The sequence below is a fragment of the Falsiroseomonas sp. CW058 genome, from assembly GCF_050563535.1.
Lineage (GTDB): Bacteria > Pseudomonadota > Alphaproteobacteria > Acetobacterales > Acetobacteraceae > Falsiroseomonas.
This window is the reverse complement of sequence record NZ_JBNXUO010000029.1, coordinates 38,313-64,923: the sequence shown is the minus strand read 5'-3', so window position 1 is coordinate 64,923 and position 26,611 is coordinate 38,313. Positions and strand designations below refer to the sequence as shown.

Here is a 26,611-nt window from a genome sequence, read left to right as displayed (position 1 = left end):
GAGCGCGGCGCCCTGCGGCTCGCGCGGCGCGCGGGCTGATGCGGCCGCGCGTGGCGGTGCTGGCCGTCGCCTCCGCCGCGGGCGAGGTGGGGGGGGCGGAACGGCTCTTCACCGGCCTGGCCGATGCGCTCCGCGCGCAGGGGCTGGATGCGGAGGTGGTGGCGGCGGTGTCGGACGAGGCGGATTTCGACGCCATCCGCGGGTCCTACCTGCGCTTCTTCGACCTGGACCTGTCGGGCTTCGACGGCGTGATCTCCGCCAAGGCGCCGTCCTACGCGGCGCGCCACCCGAACCATGTCTGCTACCTGATGCACACGATGCGCGTCTTCTACGACATGTTCGAGGTGGAGCGCCCGCATCCCTGGAAGGGGGATTTCGACCAGCGCGACGAGGTGCAGCGGCTCGACGCGCTGGCGCTGCGGCCGCCCGGGGTGCGGCGCATCTTCGCGATCGGGGAGGAGGTGCGGCTGCGCCTGCTCGGCTCGCTCGGGCTGGACGCGACGGTGCTTCGCCATCCCTCGACGCTCGGCGGGCTCGCCCCCGCGCCGGGCGGGGTGGCGCCGCGGCGGCTGCTGATGCCGGGGCGGCTGCACCGCTGGAAGCGCGTCGACCTCGCCATCCGCGCCATGCGCGACGTGCCGGGCGACGTGGAGCTGCTGGTGACCGGCACCGGCGAGGACGAGGCGCGCATCCGCGCGCTGGCGGCGGGCGACCCGCGCATCCGCTTCCTCGGCCGCGTGGAGGAGGCGGAGCTGGCGCGGCTCTACGCGACTTCGCTCGCGGTGCTGTTCGTGCCGCTGCGGGAGGATCTGGGCCTGGTCACGCTGGAGGCCTTCGGCTGCGCGCGCCCGGTCATCACCTGCGCCGACAGCGGGGAGCCGGCGCGGCTGGTGCGGGACGGCGTGACGGGGCTGGTCGCGCGGCCCGACCCGGCCTCGGTCGCGGCGGCGATCAACCGGCTGGTCGCGGACCCGGCGCGGGCGTCGCAGCTGGGCGAGAACGGGATGCGGGAGGGTTCGGCCATCACCTGGGCGAATGTGGGGCGCACGCTGTCGGCGGCGTTGCAGCCCGGCTTCGGGCGCCGCGCGGCATGAACGCGCGGCCCCGCTTCTGCGTGCTCGACATGCAGGTGATCGACCCGCCGACGGGCGGCGGGCGGCAGCGGCTGCTCGGCTTGTTCGGCGCGCTCGGCGGCCCGACCTCCTATGTCGGCACCTGGGACTGGCGCGGCCGGCCGGAACGGCGGCAGATGCTGACCGCGACGCTGGAGGAGCACCTCGTCCCGCTCTCCCCCGCGCAGTTCGACGCGGTGGACCGGGAGAGCGCCGGCATCGCCGGCGGGACGGTCATCGACATCACCTTCCACCGGCTCGGCACCCTGTCGCCGGACTACGTGGCGGCGGCGCGCGCCGCCGCGGCGGCGGCCGATGTGGTGGTGTTCTCGCATCCCTGGTGCTGGCCGCTGGTGGCGGACGCGCTGCGGCCGGAACAGCTGCTGGTCTACGACGCCCACAATGTCGAGGGGCTGCTGCGCGTCGGCCTGCTGGACGACGGCGGCCGCGGCACCGACCTCGCGCGGGAGGTGGTGCGGCTCGAACTCGCGATGTGCCGCGCGGCGGACCTGGTGCTGGCCTGCTCGGTCGAGGATGCGGAAGGCTTCGCCGCGCTCTACGGCATCGACGCGGCGAAGATCCGCATCGCCGCCAACGGCGCCTTCGCCGACGCCGTCGCCCCCGCGCCGGCCGGGGAACGGGACGCGCTGCGCGCGCAACTCGGCCTCGACGGGACGACGGCCTTCTTCATCGGCAGCGACTACGGGCCGAACGCCGATGCCGCCCGCTTCATCGCGGACCGCCTGGCCCCCGCCCTGCCGGCGATGCGCTTCGTGGTGGCGGGCGGCGTCGGCGCGAGCCTCGGCGGGCGGAACCTGCCGGCGAACGTCACCGTCACCGGCACCATCGAGGAGGCGGCGAAGCGCGACTGGCTGCGCGCCGCCGACATCGCGGTGAACCCGATGTTCGGCGGCTCCGGCACCAACGTGAAGATGCTGGACTACTTCGCCGCCGGCCTGCCGGTGGTGACCACCGCGACCGGCGCGCGCGGGCTGCGCGGCGCGGCGGGGGCGATGCGGCTGGCGGAATCGCTCGGCTTCGCCGCGGCGCTGCGGGGCCTCGCGGCCGATGCCCCGCTGCGCGAGGCGATGTCCGCCGCCGCGCGCCGCGCGGTGGAGCGGCACTATGCGTGGGAACGCCTGTCGCCTGCCGCGGGCCGCCTGCTGGCCCGCCACGGGGCGGCGAAGGGGCGGGACGCGCCCTTCTTCTCCGTCGTGGTGCCGACCTTCCGCCGGCACGCGCATCTGGACCGTCTGGTGGCGCGGCTGGCGCGGCAGGACTGCCGCGACTTCGAGGTGGTGGTGGTGGACCAGAGCGAGGAGCCCTGGGCGGGCGCGGGGCGCGACCACGGCGTGCCGCTGCACTACCTCCACACCGACCTGCGCGGCGCGGTGGCGGCGCGCAACACCGGCGCGGACCTCGCGCGCGGCGCCGTCATCGCCTTCACCGACGACGACTGCGAACCACATCCGGGCTGGCTCGAAGGCGCGCGCGCCGCCTTCGACGATCCGGATGTGGTGGGCGTGGAAGGGCTGATCCTGTCGGACAAGGTGGGCGACCCGGACTGGCGCTGGGTCACCAATGACGGCTTCGAGGGCATCGGCTTCATGACCGCGAACCTGTTCGTGCGCGCCGCCGCCTTCCACCGCCTCGGCGGCTTCGACCCGGATTTCGAGGAGCCGCATTTCCGCGAGGACACCGACCTCGGCTGGCGGCTGCAGGCGATCGGCCTGGTTCCCTTCTCGCGCGAGGCCTGGGTGTTCCACCCGCCCCATCCCCGCCGAGAGGAGCGGGAGAGCCTGGAGGCGCGCAGCCGCTTCTTCGAGAAGGACGCGCTGCTGCTGCGCAAGCATCCCGGCCGCTACCCGGACCTGCTGCGGCGCGAGGCGCAGTGGACCCACAACCCGCATTTCCGCGCCCACCTGCTGCGCGGGGCCGAACGCTACGGCGTGACGGTGCCGGAGGACCTGCTGGCGCTGATGGGATAGGGCGGCGCGCTGCCGTCGTCCCGTCCCCGCCTACGCGGCCGCCGCCGCGTTCGGGTCGGGGCCCAGCACCTCCTCCACCGTGCCGTCGGCGGTGATGCGCCCGCCTTCCAGCCGGATCGCGCGGGTGCACCAGCGGCGGACGATCGCCTGGTCATGCGTGGCGATCACGAGGATGTCGGCCGCGCCCACCAGGCTCACCAGCCGGTCATGCGCGCGGGCCATGAAATCCGCGTCGCCCGCCAGGAACCATTCGTCCATCAGCAGGATCTCGGGGCGGACGGCGGTGGCCATGGCGAAGGACAGCCGCACCGACATCCCCGCCGAATAGGCGCGCATCGGCACGTCGAGGAATTCGCCGAGGCCGGAGAACTCCGCCACCTCCTCCACCCGCGCCTCGCTCTCGGCGCGGGTCAGGCCGCGATAGAGCCCGCGCAGGATCACGTTCTCCCGCCCCGTCGCCTCCTGGTCCATGCCGGCCATCACGTCGATCAGCGCGCCGACCTCGCCTTCCACCAGCAGCCTGCCGCCGACCGGCTCGTAGACGCCGGACAGGGTGCGCAGCAGCGTGGTCTTGCCCGCGCCGTTCGGCCCGACGAGCGCCACCCTCTCGCCGCGCCCGACGGAGAAGGTGATGTCGCGCAGCGCGGAGACGACGACGCGGTTCTGCTGGTCGGTGTGCAGGCGCTTGTTGGCGCGGCCCAGCAGGTGCTTCTTCAGCGACCGCGCGCCCATGTGGTAGAAGGGGAACTCGATGAGCAGCCCTTCGGCTTCGATGCGCGCCATCGTCTACACCCAGAACGCGATGCGGCCGCGGTAGCGGACGAAGAAGACCGCGGCGAGCGCGCAGAGCGCCGCCGTGTAGCCCAGCGCCGCCGCCCAGGCGAGCAGCGGGCCGCCGCCTTCCACCAGCGGGCCGCGCACCGTCTCCAGCACCGCGTAGAAGGGGTTCAGCGGCAGCAGCCACTGCCAGGGGCCCAGCAGCTCCGGCTTCCACATGATCGGCGTCATGAAGAAGGCGAGCTGCATCACGCTCGCCACGATCGGCCCGATGTCGCGGAACCGCGCGCAGAGCATGCCGAGGAACATCGTGGCCGCGAAGGCATTCACCGCCAGCAGCGCCAGCCCGATGACGGCCAGCGCGGCCTCGGGCCCCGGCAGGTGGCCGCAGGCGAGGAAGACGACGCCGATCAGCGGCAGGTTGTGCGCCGCCACCAGGCCGTTGCGCATCACGCAGCGCAGCATGTGGACCGTGAAGGGCAGCCGCAGCTGGCGGATCATCCCCTCCTGCGAGGAGAGGCTGCCCGCCGCGTCGTTCACCAGCGCCGCAATGGCGTTCCACACCACCAGGCTGACTGCCAGGTGCGGCAGGTATTCGCGCAGCGGCAGCCGGAACAGCTGCGAGTAGAGGAAGCCGAGCCCCGCCAGCATCACGCCGGTGGAGAGCGTCAGCCAGAAGGGGCCGAGCACCGATCCGCGGTAGCGGTTGCGGAGGTCGAGCCAGGCGAGGGCGGCGGCCAGGCGCCAGCGACCGAAGCCGGTCGCCAGGTCCTCGGTCGCGCGGGCCAGGTGGTCCGGGGCGGCCGCGTCGATGCGGTAGGTCGTCCCGCTCCGGCCGCGCGCGGCAGGGTTGTCGAGCATGGCGCGCCTCTTACCCTGCCGATGCCGGGGGCGCCAGCGCGCCCCGGCGACCGGGCGCGTCCGCGGCTACTTCGCCGCGCCCAGGCCGATCGGCTGCGCCGCGCCGCCCATCGCCGGCGGCACCCCGCCCCCGGCCGCGCGCGAGAGGCGCACCCGGTCGCCGCGGGTGATCACCACCCGGTCGCCGGCCTGCAGCCCTTCCTCGTTCGTCTGCACCACGGCGATGTCGCCGCCGCGATCCTCACGCACGATGAACTCGATGGCGGTGCCCTGCGTCACGCCGCGTTCCACCGCATTGCCGGCGAGCCCGCCGATCAGCGCGCCGCCGAGGCCGGCCAGCGCGTTGGACCGCCAGTCGCCGCCGATGAAGCTGCCCGCCACGCCGCCCGCCACCGCGCCGCCGACGGTGCCGATGCCGCTGCCGCCGCCCGCGACGGTCACCGGGCGCGTGCCGACGATGGTGCCGTAGGAGACATGCGCCGCCCCGCCGAGCCCGCGGGCCGAGACGGTGCTGCCGGTGTTCTGCGGCGCGCAGGCCGGCACGGCGGCCAGCAGGGCGAGCGCGGCGAGGAGGGGGAGGAAGCGCGGAGAGGCACGCATGGTCGGTCTCTTCCCTGGTGTGGCGTGGCCGGCGCCCCGGCCCGGCACCGCCGGCCTCGGCCTCGGCCTCGGCCAGCGCGGTGCCCGGGCGGGCACAATCCCGTCCAGACTGCACCTTCGCGCGCCGGAAGGCGACACCCACGATGAAGAAGAACTGAACCGCCCCCGACGCCGCCACAGTCCTGCCGCGATCCGGTCCTTGCCTATCGCCGGGGCAATGGGATACGGCTTTGGTCCTTCGACCTGGATGGCGGCCGGGACCTTTACGGTTCTGGCAGGCCGCATACTCGACTAGCCTGCCTCAGTAGCATTCATCATTGTCACGACGGGACGGATTGTCGGGGTTGGCCTGGGCCACCGCATCGCATGGGGGCGACGCGATGGCCGGGGGGGCAGGCCTCGGTGGACCCGAACCCGACAACCGACGGAGTTGATGGCATGACCCGGTCCCGTCTTGCGGGTGCCGCCCGGCCGATGGCGGCGTGCCTTGCGCTGGGGCTCCTCGCCGCCTGCGGCAGCACGCCGCACCGCCCGGCGACGCACCCCGTCTCCTCCTCCAACGGCGACTGGCAGCGGCCGAGCAGCTACGACCCGCCGGGCCCCTCGCACGACCCGTGGGGCCCCTACATCGCCCAGGCCTCGCGCCGGTTCGACGTGCCGGAACGCTGGATCCGCGAGGTGATGCGCCAGGAATCCGGCGGGCGGCAATCCGCCACCTCCCGCGTCGGCGCGATGGGGCTGATGCAGGTGATGCCCGGCACCTATGCCGAGCTGTCGCGCCGCTACGCGCTCGGCGGCGACCCCTACCATCCGTGGGACAACATCATGGCCGGCACGGCCTATGTCCGCGAGATGTACGAGCTCTACGGCTCCCCCGCCTTCCTCGCGGCCTACAATGCGGGCCCGCGCCGGCTGGAGGACTATCTCTGGGGCAATCGCGGCCTGCCGGACGAGACGCGCAACTACGTCGCCCGCATCGGGCCGCGCATCCAGGGCGCGAGCCCGTCCCGCCGTGCGGCGCCGGAGGTCTATGCGGCGGCCGAGATCCCGCTGAACATCCCGCGCGGCCCGCGCCAGGGCGACACCGCCACCATGCTTGCGCTGCGCGAGCAGCGGCAGGCGGTGGACCCCGGCATCCGCCTGGCCCAGCTGCCGCCCGGCCCGGTGGTGCGGATGGAGCCGATCCCGGACGGCTCCACCTTCGCCTCCACCGCGCTCGGCATCGCGCCCGCGGAGGCGCCGCGCGTGCAGGTCGCCTCCGCCGGCCCGGTGGTCGCCATGGCGCCGGTCACCAGCCCCGGCGACTTCCAGAGCCGGATGGACCCGATCGAGAGCCCCGGCGACCGCGCGCCCCCCGCCGGATCGCCAAGCCGCATGGACCCGGTGGTGAGCGCGGGCGACCCCGGCACGATCCGCACCGAGACGCTGTTCTCCCCCCCGCCCGCCGCGCCGCCGTCCATGCCCTTCGGCCGGGCGACGCCGCCCGCCGCCGCCCCGGCCCAGCGCCCCGTGGCGCTGGCCGCCGCGCCGGCCGCGCGCGGCTTCAGCCTGGTGCCGCAGGCCCAGGCCTCGACCCTGCCGGTGGTCGCGCGCGGCCTGGCCGGGCCGCAGGCCGGCGGCAACTGGGGCATCCAGGTGGGGGCCTTCGCCTCCGAGAACCTGGCCCGCGCCGCGGCCGGGCAGGCGCGCGACACCGTGGGCGCCTCCGGCATCCGGACGGCGGTGGAGGCGACCGGGCAGGGCAATGCCCGGCTGTTCCGCGCCCGCGTGGTCGGCCTGTCCACCCGTTCGGCCGCCGAGCAGGCCTGCGACCGCCTGCGCGGCCGCGGCGCCTGCATGATCGTCTCCCCCGGGGCCTGAACCCGGCACCGCCCGCCGGCCCGGCATCCCGGGCCGGCGTGGCGTCCGCACCCCTGACGGACCGCCGCCGCCATCGTCCCCGCCTCCTTCCGCTTCCTGGTCCTCGGCGCCGGCGGCCATGCCCGGCCGGTGATCGAGGCCCTGCACGCCGCCGGTCACCAGGTCGCGGGGCTGCTCGACGATGCTCCGGGGGGGGCGGTGCTCGGGCATCCGCGGCTTGGCACCCTCGCTGATCTGGACCGCCTCGCGGGCAAGGGCTTCGCCGTCGTCGTCGCGATCGGGGCCAATGGGCTGCGGGCGTTGCTTGGGGCGCGCTGCGTGGCGCTCGGGCTTCCGCTGCCACCGGTGGTCCATCCCTCCGCCCTGCTCTCCCCCAGCGCCACCCTGTCGGACGGCGCGCAGGTGATGGCGCGGGCCGTGGTGGGGCCGGGGGCCATCATCGGCCCGCTCGCACTGGTGAATACCGGCGCGATCGTGGAGCACGACTGCGCGATCGGCGCGGCCGCGCATCTCGGCCCCGGCGCGGTGCTGTGCGGCGGCGTGCGGGTGGGGGCGGAGGCGCTGGTCGGCGCGGGCGCGGTGGTGCGGCCCGGCACGGTCATCGGCGCGGGCGCCGTCATCGCGCCCGGCGCGGCGGTGGCGGAGGATGTGGCGGATGGCGCGCGCATGGGCGGCGTGCCGGCGCGGCCGCTGTGACCACGGATTTCGCCTGGCTGCGCGACCAGGCCTGGCCGCTCTGGCTGGAGCGGGGGATCGACCGCGACCGCGGCGGCTTCCACGAATGGCTGGACCCCGCGACGCTGGGCTGCGACGCGCCCTATCGCCGGCTGCGGGTCGCGGCCCGCCAGGTCTGGACCTTCGCCCGGGCCGCGCGCCACGGCCTGCCCGGTGCCGGGGATGCGGTGGCGCTCGGGCTCGATTTCCTGGCGCGCCGCGCCCGGCGGCCGGGGGGCGGCTACGCCACCCGCTTCGACCTGGCCGGCGCCGTGACCGACCCGCGGCTGGACACCTATGACAACGCCTTCTGCCTGCTCGCCTTCGCCGCCACCGGCGAAAGGCAGGCGGCGATGGCGCAGCTCGCCCTGTTCGAAGGGCCGCTCCGCCACCCCCTCGGCGGCTGGCGGGAAGGGCTGCCGGAGGTGCCGGGCGAAGCGCGGCGCCAGAACCCGCACATGCACCTGCTCGAGGCGCTGCACGAGGCCTTCCTCGCCTTCGCCGAGCCGCGCTGCCTCGACCTGGCGGAGGAGGTGGCGGGCCTGTTCACTGACCGCTTCCTCGACCCCGCCACGGGCACCCTGCCGGAATCCTTCGACGAGACCCTGGCCCCGCTGCGGCAGGGCGGGCGGCATGCGGTGGAGCCGGGGCATCATTGCGAATGGGCCTGGCTGCTGCGCCGGCATGTCGCGCTGCTCGGCACCGCCGGCCGGCCCGTGCCGCCGGGCCTGCCGACCCTGCCGGCGCGGCTGCTGGACTTCGCGCGGCGGCACGGCATCGGCCCCGCCCATGGCGCCATGGTGGACGAGGTGTGGAGCGACGGCACGGCGAAGTCCGGCGGCGCGCGGCTCTGGCCCCAGGCGGAATGGCGCCGCGCCGATCCGGGCCCCGCTTCCGCCGCAGCATTGGCTGCGCAGGTGGCGGGGGCGCCCGGCGGGCTGTGGCAGGAACGCCGGGACGCCGCCGGCCAGCCGGTCCCCGGCCCCGTGCCGGCGAGCAGCCTCTATCACCTGACGGGCGCGCTGATGACGTAAACGTGACGAAGCCGCGCCGGACGCAATTCGGGGTTGCATCGTCCCGCGGCGCTCGCCCGAGGGCGCGGGATTCGGTCGCGAGAATGCGACCTGGGGATGGTGGAACCCCGGAACGAAATCGCTATTGTCCCCGGCATGGCTTCCGAAACAGACGCCTCCCACGGGCGATCCCTGCTTGGGCTGCGTCCCCCCGCCGAACTGGCGGAGGGTGCGTCCGCGCCGCGCGTCTCGACGGTGCCGGCGCAGGGGCCGCTGCCGGCGCGGCCGAACTACCCCGTCATCTCCTCCGGCTGGGACAGCGAGGATGACGAGGGCAAGCGGAGTCAGTCGAGCGACCTGGTGACCGCGCTGAAAGCCGGGCTCGTCCTGCTTGCCGTGATCATCGCGCTGTCGCTGCTGCTGCGCTGATCCCGCCCCGGGCAGGGGCCTTGTCCGCACCGCCGGCGTCCCGCACCCTGCGGCCGGCCTGCGGGAGGACGGACGACTGACGATGCATCCCCTCGACAGGCTGTTGCGCCCCCGCTCCATGGCGGTGGTCGGCGCCTCGGACGACCCGACCCGCATCGGCGGCCGGCCGCTGGCCTACCTGCTGGGCCGCGGCTTCGCGGGACGGCTGCTGCCGGTGAACCCGAACCGCGCCACGGTGCAGGGACTTGCCGCCTTCCCCTCCGTCGCCGCCCTGCCGGAGGCGCCGGACGCCGCCATCGTCGCCATCCCCGGCGAGGCGGCGGTGCAGGCGGTGGCCGATCTCGGCGCGCGCGGCTGCCGGGCCGCCATCGTCTTCACCGCCGGCTTCGCCGAGGTGGGGGAGGAGGGCGCGGCGGCGCAGGCGCGGCTGGTGGCGGCGGCGCGGGCGCACGGGATGCGGCTGGCCGGGCCCAACTGCCTCGGCCTGTTCAACGCGCCGCTAGGCTATTTCCCCATCTTCTCCGCCAGCTTCGAGAATGGCTGGCCGCTGCCCGGGGGGGTCGGCATCGCAAGCCAGTCCGGCGCCTATGGCAGCCACCTGTTCGCGGCGGCACGGGACCGCGGCATCGGCACGCCGGTGCTGGTGACCACCGGCAACGAGGCGGATGTGCAGGTCGCCGACGTCATCGACTGGATGGCGGCGAGCGAGGAGGTGGAGGTCATCGCCGCCTATGCCGAGGGCATCGGCGACGGCCCGCGCTTCGTCGCCGCGCTGGAAGCGGCGCGCGCCGCACGGAAGCCCGTGGTGATGATGAAGGTCGGGCGCTCCGACCTCGGCCGCGCGGCGGCGCAGTCCCACACCGCCTCGATCGCGGGCGACGACCGGGTGTTCGACGCGGTGCTGGCCGAATCCGGCGCCCACCGCGCCCGCACCACCGAGGAACTGCTGGACATCTGCTACGTCGCGCAGAGGCGCATCTTCCCGGCGCGCAACACGCTCGGCGTCGTCACCATCTCAGGCGGGGCGGGGGTGCTGATCTCGGACGCGGCGGAGGCGGCGGGGCTGCCGATGCCGGAGATGCCGGAAGCGGCGCAGGCGCGGCTGAAGGCCCTGGTGCCCTTCGCGAGCCCGCGCAACCCGGTGGATTGCACCGCGCAGGCGTTCAACGACATGGGCGTGATCGGCGCCTTCGCCGAGAGCATGGTGAGCGACGGCGGCTATGGCAGCGTCATCGCCTTCTTCACCCAGTGGGGCGCGAGCCCGTCCATGGCGCCGCGCCTGCGGGCGGAGCTGAAGAAGGTGCTGGACCGCCACCCGGACCGGCTGTTCGTGCTGTCCATCCTGGCCCCGCCCGAGCGTGTGCGCGAATGGGAGGCGGACGGCTTCCTGGTGATGGAGGACCCGTCCCGCGCCGTCGTCGCGCTGGCCGCCATGGGCCGCTTCGGCGAGGCCTTCGCGAAGCCCCGCCCGCCCGCGCCCGTGCTGCCCGCCGTGGCGCTGCCCGATGCCGCGCCGAACGAGGCGGAGGCGAAGCGCATCCTTGCCGCCGCCGGCATCCCCGCCGTTCCCGAACGCGCCTGCGCCGATGCCGACGCAGCGGTGGCGGCGGCGCGGGAATTCGGCTTCCCGGTGGTGCTGAAGCTCCTCTCGCCCGACATCCTCCACAAGTCGGAGATCGGGGGCGTGCTGCTCGGCCTTGCCGACGAGGCGTCGGTGCGCGCGGGCTTCGACGCCGTGACGCGCCGCGCCGCCGAGGCCGCGCCCGGCGCGCGGGTGGATGGCGTGCTGGTGGCGCGGCAGGTCGCGGGCGCGGTGGAAATCGCGCTCGGCGTCCTGAGCGACCCCGTCTTCGGGCCGGTCTGCATGGTCGGCCTCGGCGGCGTCTTCATCGAGGTGTTCCGCGACGCCGCCTTCCGCCGCTGCCCGGTGGACGAGGCAGGGGCGGAGGAGATGATCCGCGCGCTGCGCGGCTTCCCGCTGCTGGACGGCGCGCGGGGACGGCCGAAGGCGGATGTGGCGGCGCTGGCGCGTGCCCTGGCCGCGCTGTCGCGCTTCGGCGCGGCGGCCGGGCCGCGGCTGCTCTCGGCGGAGGTCAACCCGCTGATGGTGCTGCCGGCGGGTGGCGGCGTGCTGGCCGCCGATGCGGTGGTGGAACTGGCGGACGGCTGAGAATGGCAATCGACCACGACCACCTGATGAACTTCCCCATCCCGGAGATCCGCCAGCACCTGCGCTGGCAGGACACGGCGCTCTACGCGCTCAGCCTCGGCTGCGGGCAGGACCCGATGGATGCGGAGGCGCTGCGCTTCGTCACCGAAGGCCCGGCGATGCAGGCGCTGCCGACGATGGCCGTCGTGCTCGGCTATCCCGGCTTCTGGCTCCGCGACCCGGCGACCGGGGTGGATGCGCTGCGCCTGGTGCATGGCGAACAGGCGGTCGAGATCCATGCGCCGCTGCCGGTGGAGGGCGAGGTGGTCGGCCGGTCCCGCGTCACCGGCATCGTCGACCGGGGCGAGGGCAAGGGGGCGCTGCTCTACACCGAACGCGTGATCCTGGACGCCGCGACGGGCGCGCGGCTGGCGACGCTGGAGCAGACCACCTTCCTGCGCGGCGATGGCGGCTATGGCGGCCCGCCTGGCCCGGTGAGGAAGCCCGCCCCGGAACCGGAAGGCGCGCCCGACCTGGCGGTGGAATTGCCGACGCGGCCGGAGATGGCGCTGCTGTATCGCCTGAACGGCGACCACAACCCGCTGCACAGCGACCCGGCGGTGGCCGCCAGGGCGGGCTTCCCGCGGCCCATCCTGCATGGGCTCGCGACCTTCGGGCTGGTGGGGCGCGCCTTGCTGCGGGGCGCCTGCGGGGGCGACCCCGCGCGGTTCGGCCGAATGGAATGCCGCTTTTCCGCCCCCGTCTTCCCGGGCGAGACGATCCGGACCGAGATCTGGCTGCGGGACGGCGCCGCCGCCTTCCGGGCGGTCGCGGCGGAGCGTGGGATTGCGGTGATCGGCAACGGGGTGTTGCGGCTCCGCGCGGGTCCGGCCGGGGCGCCCTGAAGAGGGGCGAGGGCCGACGAAACCGTTTCGATTCCTCTCGCCATTTTGATCCGCTCTGGTAAGTATTCCTCAACCTTTGAGGGATTTCCGCTATGGCGAACATCAACGGCACATCCGGCAACGACCTGATCGCCGCGGCGACGGTCGCGGGCGCGGCCTTCACCCTTTCCGGTGCCGAAGCCGATGTGGTGCTCGCGGGCGAGGGCGCCGACAGCATCATCGGCATCGTCCCCGGCTTCTCCCCGGGCTTCTATTTCGGCGGCAGCGGCGACGACAGCATCTCCGGCCCGGGCGGGGGCAACTCCGTCCTGAACGGGGATGACGGGAACGACACGCTGGCGGCGGGCGGCAACTTCAACCAGTTCCTGTTCGGCGGCAACGGCAACGACGTGCTGACGGCCGGCAGCGCCTTCCTGGTCGGCGACGGCGGTGCGGGCGACGATACCATCGAAGGCGGCGGCTTCGGCGACAGGCTGATCGGCGCCCAGGGCGCCGACAGCATCGCCGGCGGCGCCGGCTTCGACGACATCGATGGCGGCGACGGCAACAACACCCTCGACGGCGGCGCCGATGGCGACTTCATCCGCGCCGGCTCCGGCAATGACAGCATCGTCGCGGGCAGCGGCTTCGACACGGTCGATGCCGGCAGCGGCAACAACGTCATCCTCGGCGGCGACGGCGGCGACCAGCTGACCGGCGGCTTCGGCAACGACACGATCGATGCCGGCGCCGACCATGACCAGGTCTATGCCGGCAGCGGCGCCAATTCCGTGCTGGGCGGCGCGGGCGACGATTCCATCGTCACCGCCTGGGGCAACGACACGCTCGATGGCGGCACGGGCAACGACACCCTGCTGGCGGGCTCCGCCACCTTCGACCCGGTGCTCGGCGCGGGCACCAACAGCCTCGCGGGCGGCGCGGGTGACGACTACCTCTGGGCGAGCTTCGGCAACAACGTCGCGACCGGCGATGCCGGCAACGACCAACTGGTCTTCGGCAACGGGAACGACCGGCTGGACGGCGGCGACGGCAACGACCAGATCGATGCCGGCGGCGGCAACAACACGGTGCAGGGCGGGCTCGGCGACGACAGCGTCGTGGCGGGCTTCGGCGCCGACAGCATCGAGGGCGGGCTCGGCAACGACCGCATCGACGCGGGCGAGGGCAACAACACCGTCATCGGCGGCCAGGGGGGCGACAACCTCTTCGGCGGCAGCGGCAACGACAGCATCGACGGCGGCAACGGCGCCGAGACGGGCGACGGCGGCGACAACATCTTCGCAGGCGCCGGCCACAACACCGTCTTCGGCGGCGCGGGCAACGACAACCTCACCGCCCTTTTCGGCAATGACAGCCTGAACGGCGGCGACGGCAACGACCGGATCGACGCGCAGGACGGCAACAACACCATCCTCGGCGGGGCCGGCACCGACAACGTCTTCGCGGGCTTCGGGAACGACAGCCTCGACGGCGGCGACGGCGACGACGGCATCTATGGCGGCAGCGGCAACAACACCGTCCTCGGCGGCGCGGGCGCCGACAACGTCGTGCTCGCCTTCGGCGCCGACAGCGTCGATGGCGGCGACGGCAACGACAACCTGCGCGCCGGCAGCGGCAACAACACCGTCGCGGGCGGGGCGGGCGACGACAACATCGTCACCGAGGGCGGCGCCGACAGCGTGAACGGCGGCGCCGGCAACGACGCCATCTCGGCCGGCACCAACAACGACACGGTCCTCGGCAGCACCGGCAGCGACAACATCGACGGCGGCGGCGGGACCGACACGCTCGACTTCTCCGGCAACGCGGCGATCGCCCGCGTCTTCGTGGATTTCGGGCTGGGCTTCCAGCGGGTGGTGAAGCGCGACGCGGGCGGCGTGGTCGGCATCGACACGGTGATCGGCATCGAGAACATCGTCGGCACCTCCGGCGACGACCGCTTCACCGGCTGGGGCATCGACGAGACCTTCACCGGCGGCGCCGGCAATGACATCTTCGACGGCGGCGACGGCTTCGACACGGTCCGCTTCGACGCGACCGGCGCGGGCGCGGTCAACGCCAACCTGCTGACCGGCGTCGCGACCGACGGGCTCGGCGGCACCGACCGCTTCCGCAAGGTGAGCGCCACCGACAGCACGATCGAGAACCTGACCGGCGGATCCGGCAACGACACGCTGACCGGCGACGGCGACAACAACACCATCCGCGGCGGCGCGGGCGCCGACATGCTGGATGGCGGCGCGGGCGCGGCGGACCTGGCCGACTGGCTGGGCGACAGCACGGTGACGGGCGTGCTCGCCAATCTCGGCACCGATGCGGTGGGCGGCGTCGCGGGCGGCACGGCACGCGACAGCGGCGGCGCCATCGACACGCTGGTCGGCTTCGAACAGCTGCGCGGCACGGATGCCGCCGACACGCTGATCGGGTCCGATGCCGGCAACACCCTGCGCGGGTCTCGCGGGGCGGACATGCTGGACGGGCGGGGCGGCAACGACACGGCGGACTACCGCAACGACGCGGACGGCTTCGCCGCGGCGGGCACCATCCCCGGCGGCGGCGGCTTCAACGACGGCTTCGGCGTGGTGGTGAACCTATCGAACGGCGCGGTCAGCATCCCCGGCTTCGGCAGCGAGGGCGGCTTCCTGATCGGCGCCGGCCAGGGCCGCGACGGCTGGGGCAACATCGACACGCTCACCGGCATCGAGAATGCCCGCGGCAGCAACTTCAACGATGTCCTGATCGGCATGCAGCGGGCGCCGGTGGCGACGATCGGCGAGGTCGAGTACTTCTCGCAGAATCGCTCCTTCCTGACCGGCCGCATCGGCAACGACACGATCCAGGCGGTCGAGCTGGATGATGGCGTCGTGGCGAGCTACACGGACGACCTCACCGGCATCGTCGCGCGGCTCGACCTCGGCAACACCGTGGTCGACGGCTTCGGCACCACCGATACCCTGGTGAACGTCATCGCCATCCAGGGCAGCGACCATGCCGACGACATCCGCGCCGGCTCCGCCGGTTCCTGGATGCGCGGTCGGGGCGGCGACGACACGCTGATCGGCGGCGCCGGCTTCGACGTGGTCCACTACAGCACCGCGACCGCCGGCGTGCTGGTGAACCTCCGCACCGGCGTCGCGCAGGACGGCGAAGGCGGCGCCGACAGCCTCGGCGGCATCGACGGGGTCGCCAGCGGCTCCTTCGCGGACACGCTGATCGGCAGCGACGACGGCATCGTGTTCTTCGGCGGCGCCGGCGCGGACAGCATCGCCGGCGGCGCCGGCGAGGACTGGCTCAGCTACTACGGCTTCTGGGAGGACCAGCCGGCCAACTTCCAGGTCGGCGCCAACGTGAACCTCACCTCCGGCACGGCGCGGGACGGCGACAGCACGCTGGCGGGCGGTTCGCTCGACCGCTTCACCGGCATCGAGCATGTGGTGGGCAGCTTCGCCGCTGACACGCTGGTCGGCGCGGCCGGCGCCAACACGCTGGCGGGCATGGAAGGCGCCGATTCGATCAACGGCGCCGCGGGCAACGACGTGCTGGTGGGCGGCGACGGCGAGGACAGCCTCGACGGCAACTTCGATGCCGACACGCTGGATGGCGGCGCGGGCGACGACATGCTGGGCGGCGGCCTCGGCAACGACTCGCTGGCCGGCGGCGCCGGGGCCGACGTGATCGACGGCAGCACCGGCAACGACACCATGGACGGCGGCGCCGGCAACGACCTCTACCTCGTCAATTCCCGCTTCGACGTGGTGGTGGAAGCCGACGGCGCGGGGATGGACACGGTGCAGGCCGCGACCTCCTACGCGCTGGCCGATGGTGTCGCGGTGGAGATGCTGATGCTGACCGGCGCCGCGACGCTGAGCGGCACGGGCAACGCGCTTTCCAACACCATCCAGGGCAACGGCGCCGCCAACCTGCTGAGCGGGCTCGAGGGCGACGACACGCTGAACGGCCTGGCGGGCAACGACTCGCTGCTCGGCAGCCTCGGCAACGACCTGCTGAACGGCGGCGCCGGCGGCGACACGCTGTTCGGCAGCGCCGGGGCCGACACGCTGAACGGCGGCGCCGATGCCGACCGCTTCTTCTTCGACCGCCTGTCCGACAGCTGGAAGAACACCATCGACCGGCTGGAGGACGTGACCGCGGGCAGCGACGCCATTGCCTTCTCGGGCGTCGCCGGCCGCTTCGTCGCGGGCACGGCGGCCACCGCGGTGAACTTCAACGGCGTGGTCGCGCTGGCCGAGGTGAACATCGGCAGCCTGGCCAGCGCCAACGCCTATGGCGCGCTGTTCGCCGCCTTCGCCGCGGCGGTCGGCGGGACGGCCAATGTCACGGCCAGCACCGCGACGCTGCAGGTCTGGCAGATCGACGTGAATGGCGGGTCGGCCGACGGCTCCTACCTGTTCGTCAACGACGGAACCGCGGGCGCGACCGGCTTCGACCTGCTGGTCGGGCTCGGCCTCGGCGGCGGGCCGCTGGGCGGGGGCGACTTCCTGATCGGCTGATCCCGCGGCCCTGGACGGGCCGCGCCCCAGGCGCTACCTCCGCCGCCGGATGGTTCCCGGCGGCGGAGGCAGCGGCAGGCGCACATGATCAACAAGGTCGTCCAGTCCATCGCCGAGGCGCTGGCCGGCGTGCGCGACGGCGCCACCGTGCTGATGGGCGGCTTCGGCGCGGTGGGCCAGCCCGACGAGCTGATCGAGGGCCTGATCGAGCAGGGCGCGAAGGACCTCACCGTCGTCGCGAACAATGCCGGCGCGGGCAAGGTGGGGCTCGCGAGGCTGATGGCGGAAGGGCGGGTGCGGAAGATCATCTGCTCCTTCCCGCGTTCCGCCGGGTCGACCGTGTTCGAGGAGCTGTACCGCGCCGGCAAGCTGGAGCTGGAGATCGTGCCGCAGGGCACGCTGGCCGAACGGATGCGCGCGGCCGGCGCCGGCATCCCCGCCTTCTACACGCCGACCGGCGCGGGCACGAAGCTCGCGCAGGGCAAGGAGGCGCGGGACTTCGGCGGCCGCCCGCACATCCTGGAACACGCGCTGAAGGGCGATGTCGCGCTGGTGGAGGCCTGGGAGGGCGACCGCTGGGGCAACCTGACCTACAGGGAAGGCGGGCGGAACTTCAACCCGGTGATGGCGATGGCCGCCGACCTCACCATCGCGCAGGTGCACCACCTGCGCGAGCTGGGCGGGATCCTGCCGGACCATGTCCACACGCCCGGCATCTTCGTGAACCGCGTGGTCCGCGTGCATCGCGGCGCGCCCTGGGTGTGAAGGAGGCCACCGCCATGTCCGCCTGGAACCGCCAGCAGATGGCCGCCCGCGTCGCGCAGGACATCCCGGAGGGATGGTTCGTCAATCTCGGCATCGGCATCCCGACCATGGTCGCCGACCATGTGCCCCCCGAGCGCGAGGTGATCCTGCATTCCGAGAACGGCATCCTCGGCATGGGCCCCGCGCCCGCGCCGGACAAGGTCAATGCCTGGCTGGTGAATGCCGGCAAGCAGCCCGTCACGCTGCGCCCGGGCGGCAGCTTCTTCCACCATGCCGACAGCTTCGGAATGATCCGCGGCGGGCACATCGACCTCTGCGTCCTCGGCGCCTTCGAAGTGGCGGAGAGCGGCGACATCGCCAACTGGGCGACGAGCGAGAATGACAGCGCGCCCGCCGTCGGCGGCGCGATGGACCTGGCGGCGGGCGCCAAGCGGCTCTGGGTGGTGATGGACCACACCACGAAGGACGGCGCGGCGAAGCTGGTGGAGCACTGCTCCTACCCGCTGACCGCGCGCGGCGCGGTGCAGCGCGTCTACACCAACCTCGCCGTGCTGGACGTGGCGCCGGGCCGCGGCTTCGTGGTGCGGGAGATGGCGCCCGGCCTGTCGCTTGCCGACCTGCAGGCGCGGACCGGCGCGAAGCTGCATGTCGATGGCTGACGCCACGATGCGGGTGGCCGAGGCACGCGAGGATGGCGTGCTGGCGCTGACGCTCGACTACCCCGCGCGGCGCAACGCGCTGGCGATGCCGCTGCGGGAGGAACTGCACCGCATCCTGGATGCCGCGCAGTCGGACCGGGATGTGCGCGCCATCGTGCTGACCGGCGCGGGCGGCACCTTCTGCTCGGGCGGCGACATCTCGGGCATGGATGTGGCCGACACGCCGACGGGGCTCGAGCGGATGCGGCGCACGCACCGCATCATCCGCCTGATGGTGGCGGGGCGCATCCCCATCGTCGCCGCGGTGGAAGGCTGGTGCGTCGGCGCCGGCCTCTCGCTCGCCTGCGCCTGCGACACGGTGGTGGCGGCGGAGGATGCGCGCTTCATGGCGGGCTTCGGCAAGGTGGGGCTGATGGCCGATCTCGGCCTGCCTTTCACCCTGCCCGCGCGCATCGGGCCCGGCCGCGCGCGGCAGATGTTCCTCTACGGCACGGCGCTCGACGCCGCGGCGGCGGAGCGGATCGGGCTGGTGGACGAGGTGGTGCCGAAAGGCGCGGCACTCGCCGCCGCGACGGGGAAGGCGCGCTTCCTGGCCAGCCAGGCCGCGCTGCCCATCGCGCTGACGAAGCAGGTCCTGGCCGAGGGGCTGGACCGCGCGCTGGAACAGGAGCGCCACTTCCAGACCGCCGCCTTCCTCGGCGCCGAGCACGCCGAGGGCAAGGCCGCCTTCCTGGCGAAGCGGGAGCCCGACTTCCGCGGGCGTTGACGCATCCAGCGGCGCGGCGGAGCATGCGGCACCGGCCCCCGCATGCGGCGCGGGCCGGGGTGGGGGAGCGTCCTGGAGCACCCCGTCGCATCGGGGGATCGCTTCGCATGACCGAATTCTGGCGCCTGCCCGCCACGCGCATCGCCGCCCTGGTGCGCGGCGGACATGCGAGCGCGGTGGAGGTGGCGCGCGACGCCCTCGCGCGGCTCGACGCCGCCAACCCGGCGATCAACGCCGTGGTGGACCATGACGCGGCGGAGACGCTGGCCGAGGCCGCGAGGGTCGATGCCGCGATCGCCCGCGGCGAGGATCCGGGCGCCATGGCCGGCGTGCCGGTCACCATCAAGGTGAACGTGGACCAGGTGGGCCACGCCACCACCAACGGGCTGAAGATCCAGGCGCAGCACCGCGCGACGGAGGACAACCCGGTCGTCGCCAACCTGCGCCGGGCGGGGGCGGTGATCCTCGGCCGCACCAACACGCCCGCCTTCAGCCTGCGCTGGTTCTGCCGCAACGGGCTGCATGGCCACACGCGGAACCCGTGGAATCCGGGCATCACGCCGGGCGGGTCCTCGGGCGGCGCGGCGGCGGCCACCGCGGCGGGGATCGGGGCGGTCGGGCACGGCACCGACATCGGCGGGTCCATCCGCTACCCCGCCTATGCCTGCGGCGTGCACGGGCTGCGCCCGACGCTGGGGCGCGTCCCGGCCTGGAATCCCTCCTTCCCCGACCGGCACATCGGCGGGCAGCTGATGGCAGTCAGCGGCCCCATCGCGCGCACCATCGCCGACCTCGAACTCGCCTTCCACGCCATGGCCGCGCGCGACGTGCGGGAGCCCTGGTGGGTGGACGCCCCCATGCAGGGCCCGCCCGCGCCGAAGCGCGCCGCGCTCTGCATCGGCCCCGAGGGGCTGGCCACCGCGCCGGAGGTGGAGGCCGCGCTGCGCGACGCCGCGGCGCGGCTGGAGGCCGCCGGCTGGGTGGTGGAGGAAGCCCCCCTGCCGCCGCTGCGCGAGCCCGCGCGCATCCAGGCGATGCTGTGGCTGGCCGAGAGCCGGCGGGGGATGAACCGCGCCTTCGCCCAGGAAGCCGACCCGGATGCGAGCTTCGTCCACGCGCAGATGGAGGCGCTCTGCCCCGAGCCGGACCTGTTCGGCTTCATGGACGGGCTGCAGCGGCGCGTGGGCTTCGTGCGGGAGTGGATGGAGTTCTTCGAGCGCCATCCCGTCGCGCTCTGCCCCGTCTCGGCGGAACTGCCCTTCCCCGACCTGCTCGACGTGGAAAGCCCCGAAGCCTTCCGCCGGGTGATCGAGGCGCAGCTGACGCAGGTGGGCCTGCCTCTGATGGGCCTGCCGGGGCTGGCCGTCACCACCGGCCTGGTCGGCACCGTGCCGGTGGGCGTGCAGCTCCTCGCCGGGCGCTACCGCGAGGACCTGCTGCTGCAAGCCGGCGCCGCGATCGAGGCGGCGGGCGTGCCGGCGACACCGATCGACCCCGCGCGGGGCTGAGCTCATACGCCCGGCATCATGCACTGACCCATGCGGCCCACGGAGTGGGCCGAGCGGCCGCAGCGCCATGTGGCGCGCAGCCAAGCGCGCGGAGCGCGCGCCCGGCGCTTGATGGTCCGACAAAGGCATACGTCGGTCGAAGCATTCGACCGATCGTATCAGCCCGCGTCGGACAGCGTCAGGATCAGCCCCGGCTGCACCGCCAGCGCGGCTTCCGGCGGGGCGGTCGGCAGCGCCTCGGAGATCACGCATTCCGCGACGAGGTAGCGCAGCCACCAGCCGGGCGCCGCCGGCCCCGCGCTGCCGCCGAGCCCGGGTGTGGCCAGCAGCAGCACCCTCCAGGGCAGCGGCGCGCCGGCCGAGGTCCAGGCCTCCAGCCCCGCCACGGCCCGCAGCCGGCGCGGCGCCGGCAGGTCGAAGAAGATCGCCTCCGTCAGGTCGGGCTCGGTCTCGTGCACCGGGACGCCGAGGAAGGCGGGCCCCTCCTCCCCCCCGGCGCCGGCGGCGTCGCGGCGTGGCAGGGCGGCAAGGTCGGGACGCTCCACCAGCGCCTCGGCCCGCGCCAGCACGCCCGCTTCGGCCGGCAGCCGCGCGCGCAGCACGGCAAGCAGCGTCCGCAGCAGCGCGACGCCGCCTTCCACGGACAGCCGCCGGCCGTCGCGGCGCCACAGCGTGCCGGGGTTGGGATCGCGCGCGAAGGCGGCGCGCAGCGGCACCCAGTCTCGCGCGACGGCGGGCAGGGTCGCGGCCTCGGCTTCCAGCGCATCGAAGCCGGTGGGCGATCCGGGCGCGAGGACCGCGTCGCGGCCCGGCACCGCCAGGTGCAGCAGCGCGATGCCGGCGGCATCGGCCGCCGCCGCCAGGGCGGAGAGCGGCCGCAGCACGGGCGCCTGCGGCACCGCGGGCCCGGGGGATGGGATGTCGCGGGATTCCGCGATGGCAGGGGCGGGGGCGGGGGCGGGATCGGCAGGGGGCGGCTCGATCGCGTCCGGCGCTGCCGCGGCCGGTGCCGCCTCGGGCGGGGCGGGTGCGGGGTTGGACAGCCCGGTCGGGGCCGGGGCGGCCGCGACAGGCGCAACCTCGCGCGGGGCTGGCACAGGGGCGTCGGGGGGCGGTTCGATCGGGGCCGGTGCTGCCGCGGCGGGCTCGGCCTCGGGCGGGGCCGGTGCGGGGTCGGCGCTGGGCGTCCCGGTCGGGGCGGGCGGCGGGGTGGGAAGCGGGCGCCGGGCGGAGGGGGGCGGCAGGGGCGGTTCCGGCACGCTGCGGCGGGGCGGCGGCGCGGGCACGGGGGACGGAGATGCAGGGGGCGGAGAGGCCGGGGGCGCGGCGAATTCGGTCGTCGGCTCCCACCCCGCCTCGGCTTCCAGCGCGGCGCGCATCCGCGCCGTCATGGCCAGGGTGAAGGGGGCCTGGCGGCCGGGCAGCAGCACCCGCACGCGCACGCGGCCTTCCAGCAGCTCGGTCGCGGTCAGCGGCACCGGCGCGCGGAGGCGGAAGCCAGGCATCCCGTCGTCCCGCGCGATGCCGGCCTCGGTCTCCGCCAGCACCTCCAGCCCGCGCATCAGCCGCACCACGGCGACGGCGGCGTGGTCCTGCGGGTCCCGCGCCCAGCCGATGACGGTGTTGTCGCGCAGCGCATCGAGGAACCCGATCGGCGCGCGGGACCGGATGGGCGGCTGCATCGGCGGCTCCGTCAGAAGATCCCGCCGCGCGGCTGCACCTGTTCCACCCCGCCGCCGCGCGCCAGGCCGCGGCGGCGCAGGCAATCGTTGAAGGCGCGGGCTTCCGCCGCGCGCTGCTCGGCGCGGACGCGTTCCGTCTGGGAGATGTCGCCGATCAGCATGCGCCGCCCGAGGTCGCGCACCGCCGGGCTGTCCCGCGCCTCGTCACGGCAGGCGGCCACGGCCGGATCCTCGGCCGTGGCCGGCGCGGCCGGCTGCCGCGCGCCGCAGCCGGCCGCAGCCAGCAGCGCGAGGATGAGGAAGCTGCGCGCCACGGGGATCATGCGGTGTCCATCCAGTCCTCGATCAGCCGCCGCGCGATGGAATCCACGCGCGGCAGGCCGAAGCCATGCGCCGACGGGTCGCGCAGCTGGTCGCGGGTGAACCAGCGGGCGTCCTTCAGCTCCTCCGGGTCGATGGTGATCGCCTCCGACAGCCCCTCGGCGTGGAAGCCGAGCATGATGGAGGAGGGGAAGGGCCAGGGCTGGGAGGAATGGTAGGCGACGCGGCCGACCTCCACCCCCGTCTCCTCCTTCACCTCGCGCCGGACGGCTTCCTCCAGGCTCTCGCCGGGTTCCACGAAGCCGGCCAGCGTCGAATACATCGCGGTGTTGGGGAAGCGGTGGGAATGGCCCAGCAGGCAGCGGTCGCCGCGCACCACCAGCATGATGACGGCCGGGTCGGTGCGCGGGAAATGCTGCGCCCCGCAGCCGGAGCAGACCATGGCATGGCCGGCCGAGCGCGGCTCGCACCCCTGCCCGCAATTGCCGCAGAAGCGGTGCCGGGTGCGCCAGTGCATCAGCCCGCGCGCATGGGCCAGCACGCTGGCTTCCCCCGGCGGCAGCAGGCCGGCGACCTGGCGGAGGTCGGTGAAGCCGACCGGGCCGCCGGTGGTCTCGTCCGGCAGCAGCGGGATCGGGTCCTCGGCCGCCGAGCAGTCCACGGTGAAGACCGGCCTGCCCTGCCAGAGGCCGAGGAAGGCCCAGGGCCCGCCGGCCATGCGCAGGCGTTCCGCCGCCGCGGCGGTGACCAGCACGGCCTCGGGCCGGCCCTCGGCCACGCCCTTCATCAGGCTGCGGCTGCGCCAGACCGGGGCGAACAGCGTCTCGGGGTCGTGCAGCGCCCCGGCGATCCAGTCCGCGTCGTCGCGCAGCTGCGCGGCGCGGTCGAGCGGACTGCCGGTATAGGCATTCGGACGGCTGGCGGGGACGGAGAGCATCGCGCCGGACCCTGCCACGCGGCCGGGGTGGCGGCAACCGACCGGCATGGCCGGCCGTTGCGGCGCCGTGTATCCTCCGCCGCGGAGGCCCCGCCATGCCCGACGACCTCTACCACCGCGATTTCGTGGCCTGGAGCCGGCTCCAGGCCGACCGCCTGCGCCGCCTCGCCGCCGGGGAGAGGGTGAACGACCTCGACTGGGCGAACCTGATCGAGGAGGTGGAGGATTTGGGGAAGAGCGAGACGAAGGCGGTGGAGTCGCTCCTTGCGCAGGCCCTGATCCACGCCATGAAGCTGGCGGCCTGGCCGATGCACCCCGCGGGCGGCCACTGGCGGGGTGAGATCCGCACCTTCCTCAACTCTGCACGCCGACGTTTCAGCCCGAGCATGGGACAGCTGATCGATCTGGCCGGCCTTCATGCCGATGCGCTCGACACCGTCCGGGCAACCAGCCTTGAGATGCCCCCCCTGCCGCTGCGCGACGGGACCGACCTGACCCTGGCCGAGTTGCTGGACCGCGACCTGCCCACCGATGCCCTGGTCGCCCGCCTCCGCCGAAGCTGATCCCCCCACCATTGCCCCGCGGGCCCGGACGCACGATATTCACCGGCGGAAGGTCGGCGACGGACGTGCCCCTCGCCAACCCGGTCAGGTCCGGAAGGAAGCAGCCGTAACGAGTTCTCGCGCGGGTCGCCCGCCGGCCTTCCACCCGCCACCCCTGCCCCCGGCGGACCCATTCCCGGGCCCCGCGATCCGGGCCTGTTGCCGACACCCGGACGGACCGCGCGCATGGCCAGCGACATCTTCGGCAGCCCGCTGCCGCCCGAGACCGACCGGGACGAGGACCTGCCCGAGCCGCCGGCGCCCGACGGCCCCGGCCTGTTCGGCGACCCCGCCCCGCAGCCCGCGAAGCCCGCCCCCGCACCCGCCCCCGCATCTTCACTCGGGTCCGCCGCGCCCGCACCCGCCGCGCCCTACCGGGTGCTGGCCCGAAAGTACCGCCCGCAGGCCTTCGCCGACCTGATCGGCCAGGACGCGCTGGTCCGCACGCTGCGCAACGCCTTCGCGCAGGGGCGCGTCCACCACGCCTTCATGCTCACCGGCGTGCGCGGCGTGGGGAAGACCACCACCGCCCGCATCATCGCCCGCGCGCTGAACTGCGTCGGCCCCGACGGCACCGGCGGGCCCACGCCCGACCCCTGCGGGGTCTGCGCCGAATGCCGCGCCATCCTGGCCGACCGCCACCCGGATGTGCAGGAGCTCGACGCCGCCTCCTCCAACTCGGTCGACGACGTGCGGGAATTGCGGGAACGCCTGCGCTTCCGCCCCGCCCAGGGCCGCTTCAAGGTCATCATCCTGGACGAGGTGCACATGCTCTCGTCCGCCGCCTTCAACGCGCTGCTGAAGACGCTGGAGGAGCCGCCGCCGGACGTGAAGTTCATGCTGGCGACGACCGAGCTGCGGAAGGTGCCGACCACCATCCTCTCCCGCTGCCAGACCTTCCGCCTGCGCCGCGTGAGCCAGGAGGAGCTGCGCGCCCATTTCCGCCGCATCTGCGACGCCGAGGGCGTGGCGGCGGAGGAGGAGGCGCTGGCCATGGTGGCGCGCGGCGCCGATGGCTCGGTGCGCGACGGGCTGTCCATCCTCGACCAGGCGATCGCGCAGGGGGGCGGCGCCTCCGGCGGCGTCCGGGCCGAGGCGGTGCGGGAGATGCTGGGCCTCGCCGACCGCGCGCTCGCGCTCGCGGTGATGGAGGCGCTGATGGCCGGCGACGTCGCCGCCGCGCTGGCGCTGTCGGAGGAGGCGCATGCCGGCGGCACCGATCCCGGCGTGATGCTGTCGGAGCTGCTGGAGCTGACGCACCTCCTGTCCCGCCTGAAATCCGTCCCCGCTCTGCGGAAGGACCCGTCCCTGACCGAGGCGGAGCGCGGCCGCGCGGCGGAGCTGGCGGACCGGCTTTCCATCCCCGTCCTCGCGCGGGCCTGGCAGATGCTGCTGAAGGGCCTGCAGGAAGTGGCGCAGGACGGCGTGGACCGTCGCGCCGCGGCGGAGATGGTGCTGATCCGCATCGCCCATGTGGCGGAGATGCCGACCCCGGGCGACCTGGTGAAGCGGCTGATGGAGCAGGGCGCCGCGGCGCCCGCCGGGCCCCAGGCGCCCGGACCGCAGGGCGGCGGGCTGCGCGCCATCGCCGGCGGCGGCGCCGTGGCCGCCGCGGCCAGCCCCCTGCCCGCCGCGCCCCCCCAGCCGGCGAGCTGGCGGGACGTGGTCGCCCTCACCTCGGGGCGGGAGCCGCGGCTGCATGCGGAGCTGCGCTTCTTCGCCCATCCCGTCCGCGTCACCCCCGGCCGGATCGAGTTCCGCCCGGCCGACAACGCCCCGCGCGACCTGTCGCCGCGGCTGGCCGCCTTCCTGCTGGCCGCCACGGGGACGCGCTGGACCATCTCCCTCGTCAGCGCCGGCGGGGAGCCGACGCTGGCCGAGCAGGGCCGCACGGCGGAGCAGGACCGGCTCGCGCTCGCGCGCACCCATCCGCTGGTGCAGGCGGTGCTGGACGCCTTCCCCGGCGCCACCATCGAGGCGGTGCGCGACGCCTCGCTCGACGCCTACGGCCTGCCGCCGCCGGATGCCGCGGAGGAGCCCGGACGCGACTTCGCCCCCCCCGATGCCGAGCCGGTCGGCATGGACGACGACATCACACAGGAGGACTGAGCCGCCATGAAGAACCTCGGCAACATGCTGAAGCAGGCGCAGCAGATGCAGACGCGCATGCAGGAGATGCAGGCCAAGCTGGAGGCGATGGAGGTCGAGGGCGCGTCGGGCGCAGGCATGGTGAAGATCACGCTGTCCGGCAAGGGCGACCTGCGGCGCGTCGGCATTGACCCCTCGCTGATGACCGCCGACGACCGCGAGGTGCTGGAGGACCTGCTGGTGGCGGCGCATGCCGACGCCAAGCAGAAGGTCGAGGCCATGATGGCCGAGGAGATGCAGAAGGCCACCGCCGGGCTGAACATCCCGGGCGGGCTCGGCGGGCTCAAGCTGCCCTTCTGACGAC

At 74.4% G+C, this 26,611-nt stretch carries 22 protein-coding genes and 1 other RNA gene; 17 read left to right on the top strand and 6 right to left on the bottom strand.

Annotated features, from left to right (window positions below):
* Together ACK8OX_RS19955 and ACK8OX_RS19950 are read left to right on the top strand one after the other, a co-directional pair.
* The coding region (locus tag ACK8OX_RS19955; RefSeq protein ID WP_430665995.1) for a glycosyltransferase family 4 protein at positions 1 to 1,094 on the top strand (1,094 nt) is incomplete at its 5' end.
* Positions 1,091 to 3,100 (top strand): glycosyltransferase, encoded by a 2,010-nt coding sequence (locus ACK8OX_RS19950; protein WP_430665994.1) that lies wholly within the window; start codon positions 1,091 to 1,093, stop codon positions 3,098 to 3,100. The genes ACK8OX_RS19955 and ACK8OX_RS19950, both read left to right, overlap by 4 nt.
* Before the next feature lie 30 nt (positions 3,101 to 3,130).
* On the opposite strand, the gene ACK8OX_RS19945 is transcribed toward ACK8OX_RS19950, so the two are convergent.
* The 3 genes from ACK8OX_RS19945 to ACK8OX_RS19935 all read right to left on the bottom strand — a co-directional run bounded on the left by ACK8OX_RS19945 (position 3,131) and on the right by ACK8OX_RS19935 (position 5,338).
* Positions 3,131 to 3,883 carry an ABC transporter ATP-binding protein gene (locus ACK8OX_RS19945; protein WP_430665993.1) on the bottom strand — a complete coding sequence of 251 codons (753 nt, stop codon included), beginning with the start codon at positions 3,881 to 3,883 and terminating at the stop codon, positions 3,131 to 3,133.
* A gap of 3 nt (positions 3,884 to 3,886) precedes the next feature.
* Positions 3,887 to 4,738 carry an ABC transporter permease gene (locus ACK8OX_RS19940; RefSeq protein WP_430665992.1) on the bottom strand — a complete coding sequence of 284 codons (852 nt, stop codon included), beginning with the start codon at positions 4,736 to 4,738 and terminating at the stop codon, positions 3,887 to 3,889.
* A 66-nt stretch (positions 4,739 to 4,804) separates the two neighbouring features.
* On the bottom strand, positions 4,805 to 5,338 hold the full coding sequence (locus tag ACK8OX_RS19935) for a glycine zipper 2TM domain-containing protein (protein ID WP_430665991.1): 534 nt from the start codon (positions 5,336 to 5,338) through the stop codon (positions 4,805 to 4,807).
* Between the two features lie 438 nt (positions 5,339 to 5,776).
* Here ACK8OX_RS19935 and ACK8OX_RS19930 point away from each other — a divergent pair, with 438 nt between their 5' ends.
* The 11 genes from ACK8OX_RS19930 (at position 5,777) to ACK8OX_RS19880 (ending at position 20,617) form a co-directional block, all read left to right on the top strand.
* A complete protein-coding gene (locus ACK8OX_RS19930) occupies positions 5,777 to 7,198 on the top strand; it encodes a transglycosylase SLT domain-containing protein (RefSeq protein WP_430665990.1) in 1,422 nt (473 codons plus the stop codon).
* A 72-nt stretch (positions 7,199 to 7,270) separates the two neighbouring features.
* Complete coding sequence (locus ACK8OX_RS19925; protein WP_430665996.1) at positions 7,271 to 7,894, top strand: acetyltransferase; 624 nt, start codon at positions 7,271 to 7,273, stop codon at positions 7,892 to 7,894.
* Positions 7,891 to 8,946, top strand: a complete 1,056-nt coding sequence (locus ACK8OX_RS19920) for an AGE family epimerase/isomerase (RefSeq protein WP_430665989.1) — start codon at positions 7,891 to 7,893, stop codon at positions 8,944 to 8,946. Before ACK8OX_RS19925 ends, ACK8OX_RS19920 begins: the two co-directional genes overlap by 4 nt.
* 135 nt (positions 8,947 to 9,081) lie before the next feature.
* The gene (locus ACK8OX_RS19915; RefSeq protein ID WP_430665988.1) at positions 9,082 to 9,354 is read left to right on the top strand and encodes a hypothetical protein; all 273 of its coding nucleotides are present in this window, start codon (positions 9,082 to 9,084) and stop codon (positions 9,352 to 9,354) included.
* An 82-nt stretch (positions 9,355 to 9,436) separates the two neighbouring features.
* A complete protein-coding gene (locus tag ACK8OX_RS19910) occupies positions 9,437 to 11,524 on the top strand; it encodes an acetate--CoA ligase family protein (RefSeq protein WP_430665987.1) in 2,088 nt (695 codons plus the stop codon).
* Positions 11,525 to 11,526: 2 nt separating this feature from the next.
* On the top strand, positions 11,527 to 12,408 hold the full coding sequence (locus ACK8OX_RS19905; protein WP_430665986.1) for a MaoC/PaaZ C-terminal domain-containing protein: 882 nt from the start codon (positions 11,527 to 11,529) through the stop codon (positions 12,406 to 12,408).
* A 92-nt stretch (positions 12,409 to 12,500) separates the two neighbouring features.
* Positions 12,501 to 16,919 carry a beta strand repeat-containing protein gene (locus ACK8OX_RS19900; RefSeq protein WP_430665985.1) on the top strand — a complete coding sequence of 1,473 codons (4,419 nt, stop codon included), beginning with the start codon at positions 12,501 to 12,503 and terminating at the stop codon, positions 16,917 to 16,919.
* An 84-nt stretch (positions 16,920 to 17,003) separates the two neighbouring features.
* Positions 17,004 to 17,684, top strand: a complete 681-nt coding sequence (locus ACK8OX_RS19895; protein WP_430665984.1) for a 3-oxoacid CoA-transferase subunit A — start codon at positions 17,004 to 17,006, stop codon at positions 17,682 to 17,684.
* A 14-nt stretch (positions 17,685 to 17,698) separates the two neighbouring features.
* On the top strand, positions 17,699 to 18,343 hold the full coding sequence (locus ACK8OX_RS19890) for a 3-oxoacid CoA-transferase subunit B (protein WP_430665983.1): 645 nt from the start codon (positions 17,699 to 17,701) through the stop codon (positions 18,341 to 18,343).
* Positions 18,336 to 19,109 (top strand): enoyl-CoA hydratase/isomerase family protein, encoded by a 774-nt coding sequence (locus ACK8OX_RS19885; protein ID WP_430665982.1) that lies wholly within the window; start codon positions 18,336 to 18,338, stop codon positions 19,107 to 19,109. Before ACK8OX_RS19890 ends, ACK8OX_RS19885 begins: the two co-directional genes overlap by 8 nt.
* 107 nt (positions 19,110 to 19,216) lie before the next feature.
* On the top strand, positions 19,217 to 20,617 hold the full coding sequence (locus ACK8OX_RS19880; protein ID WP_430665981.1) for an amidase family protein: 1,401 nt from the start codon (positions 19,217 to 19,219) through the stop codon (positions 20,615 to 20,617).
* A gap of 158 nt (positions 20,618 to 20,775) precedes the next feature.
* On the opposite strand, the gene ACK8OX_RS19875 is transcribed toward ACK8OX_RS19880, so the two are convergent.
* Genes ACK8OX_RS19875 through nudC form a run of 3 tightly spaced genes read right to left on the bottom strand, consistent with a single transcriptional unit; the run spans position 20,776 to position 23,557 of the window.
* Positions 20,776 to 22,299, bottom strand: coding sequence for a hypothetical protein (locus ACK8OX_RS19875; RefSeq protein ID WP_430665980.1), 1,524 nt, complete (start codon positions 22,297 to 22,299; stop codon positions 20,776 to 20,778).
* Between the two features lie 11 nt (positions 22,300 to 22,310).
* Positions 22,311 to 22,622, bottom strand: coding sequence for a phosphoribosylamine--glycine ligase (locus ACK8OX_RS19870; RefSeq protein WP_430665979.1), 312 nt, complete (start codon positions 22,620 to 22,622; stop codon positions 22,311 to 22,313).
* Positions 22,619 to 23,557 carry an NAD(+) diphosphatase gene (gene nudC, locus ACK8OX_RS19865; RefSeq protein WP_430665978.1) on the bottom strand — a complete coding sequence of 313 codons (939 nt, stop codon included), beginning with the start codon at positions 23,555 to 23,557 and terminating at the stop codon, positions 22,619 to 22,621. The genes ACK8OX_RS19870 and nudC overlap by 4 nt, the downstream gene beginning before the upstream one ends.
* A gap of 95 nt (positions 23,558 to 23,652) precedes the next feature.
* Between nudC and ACK8OX_RS19860 the strand changes: the two genes are divergently transcribed.
* The 4 genes from ACK8OX_RS19860 (at position 23,653) to ACK8OX_RS19845 (ending at position 26,607) form a co-directional block, all read left to right on the top strand.
* Positions 23,653 to 24,120 (top strand): DUF29 domain-containing protein, encoded by a 468-nt coding sequence (locus ACK8OX_RS19860; RefSeq protein ID WP_430665977.1) that lies wholly within the window; start codon positions 23,653 to 23,655, stop codon positions 24,118 to 24,120.
* Between the two features lie 47 nt (positions 24,121 to 24,167).
* An RNA gene (gene ffs, locus ACK8OX_RS19855) (signal recognition particle sRNA small type) lies at positions 24,168 to 24,266 on the top strand.
* A 79-nt stretch (positions 24,267 to 24,345) separates the two neighbouring features.
* Positions 24,346 to 26,268: a DNA polymerase III subunit gamma/tau gene (locus tag ACK8OX_RS19850; RefSeq protein WP_430665976.1), complete on the top strand. Its 1,923-nt coding sequence runs from the start codon at positions 24,346 to 24,348 to the stop codon at positions 26,266 to 26,268.
* A gap of 6 nt (positions 26,269 to 26,274) precedes the next feature.
* Complete coding sequence (locus tag ACK8OX_RS19845; protein ID WP_430665975.1) at positions 26,275 to 26,607, top strand: YbaB/EbfC family nucleoid-associated protein; 333 nt, start codon at positions 26,275 to 26,277, stop codon at positions 26,605 to 26,607.
* Positions 26,608 to 26,611 lie beyond the last annotated feature (4 nt).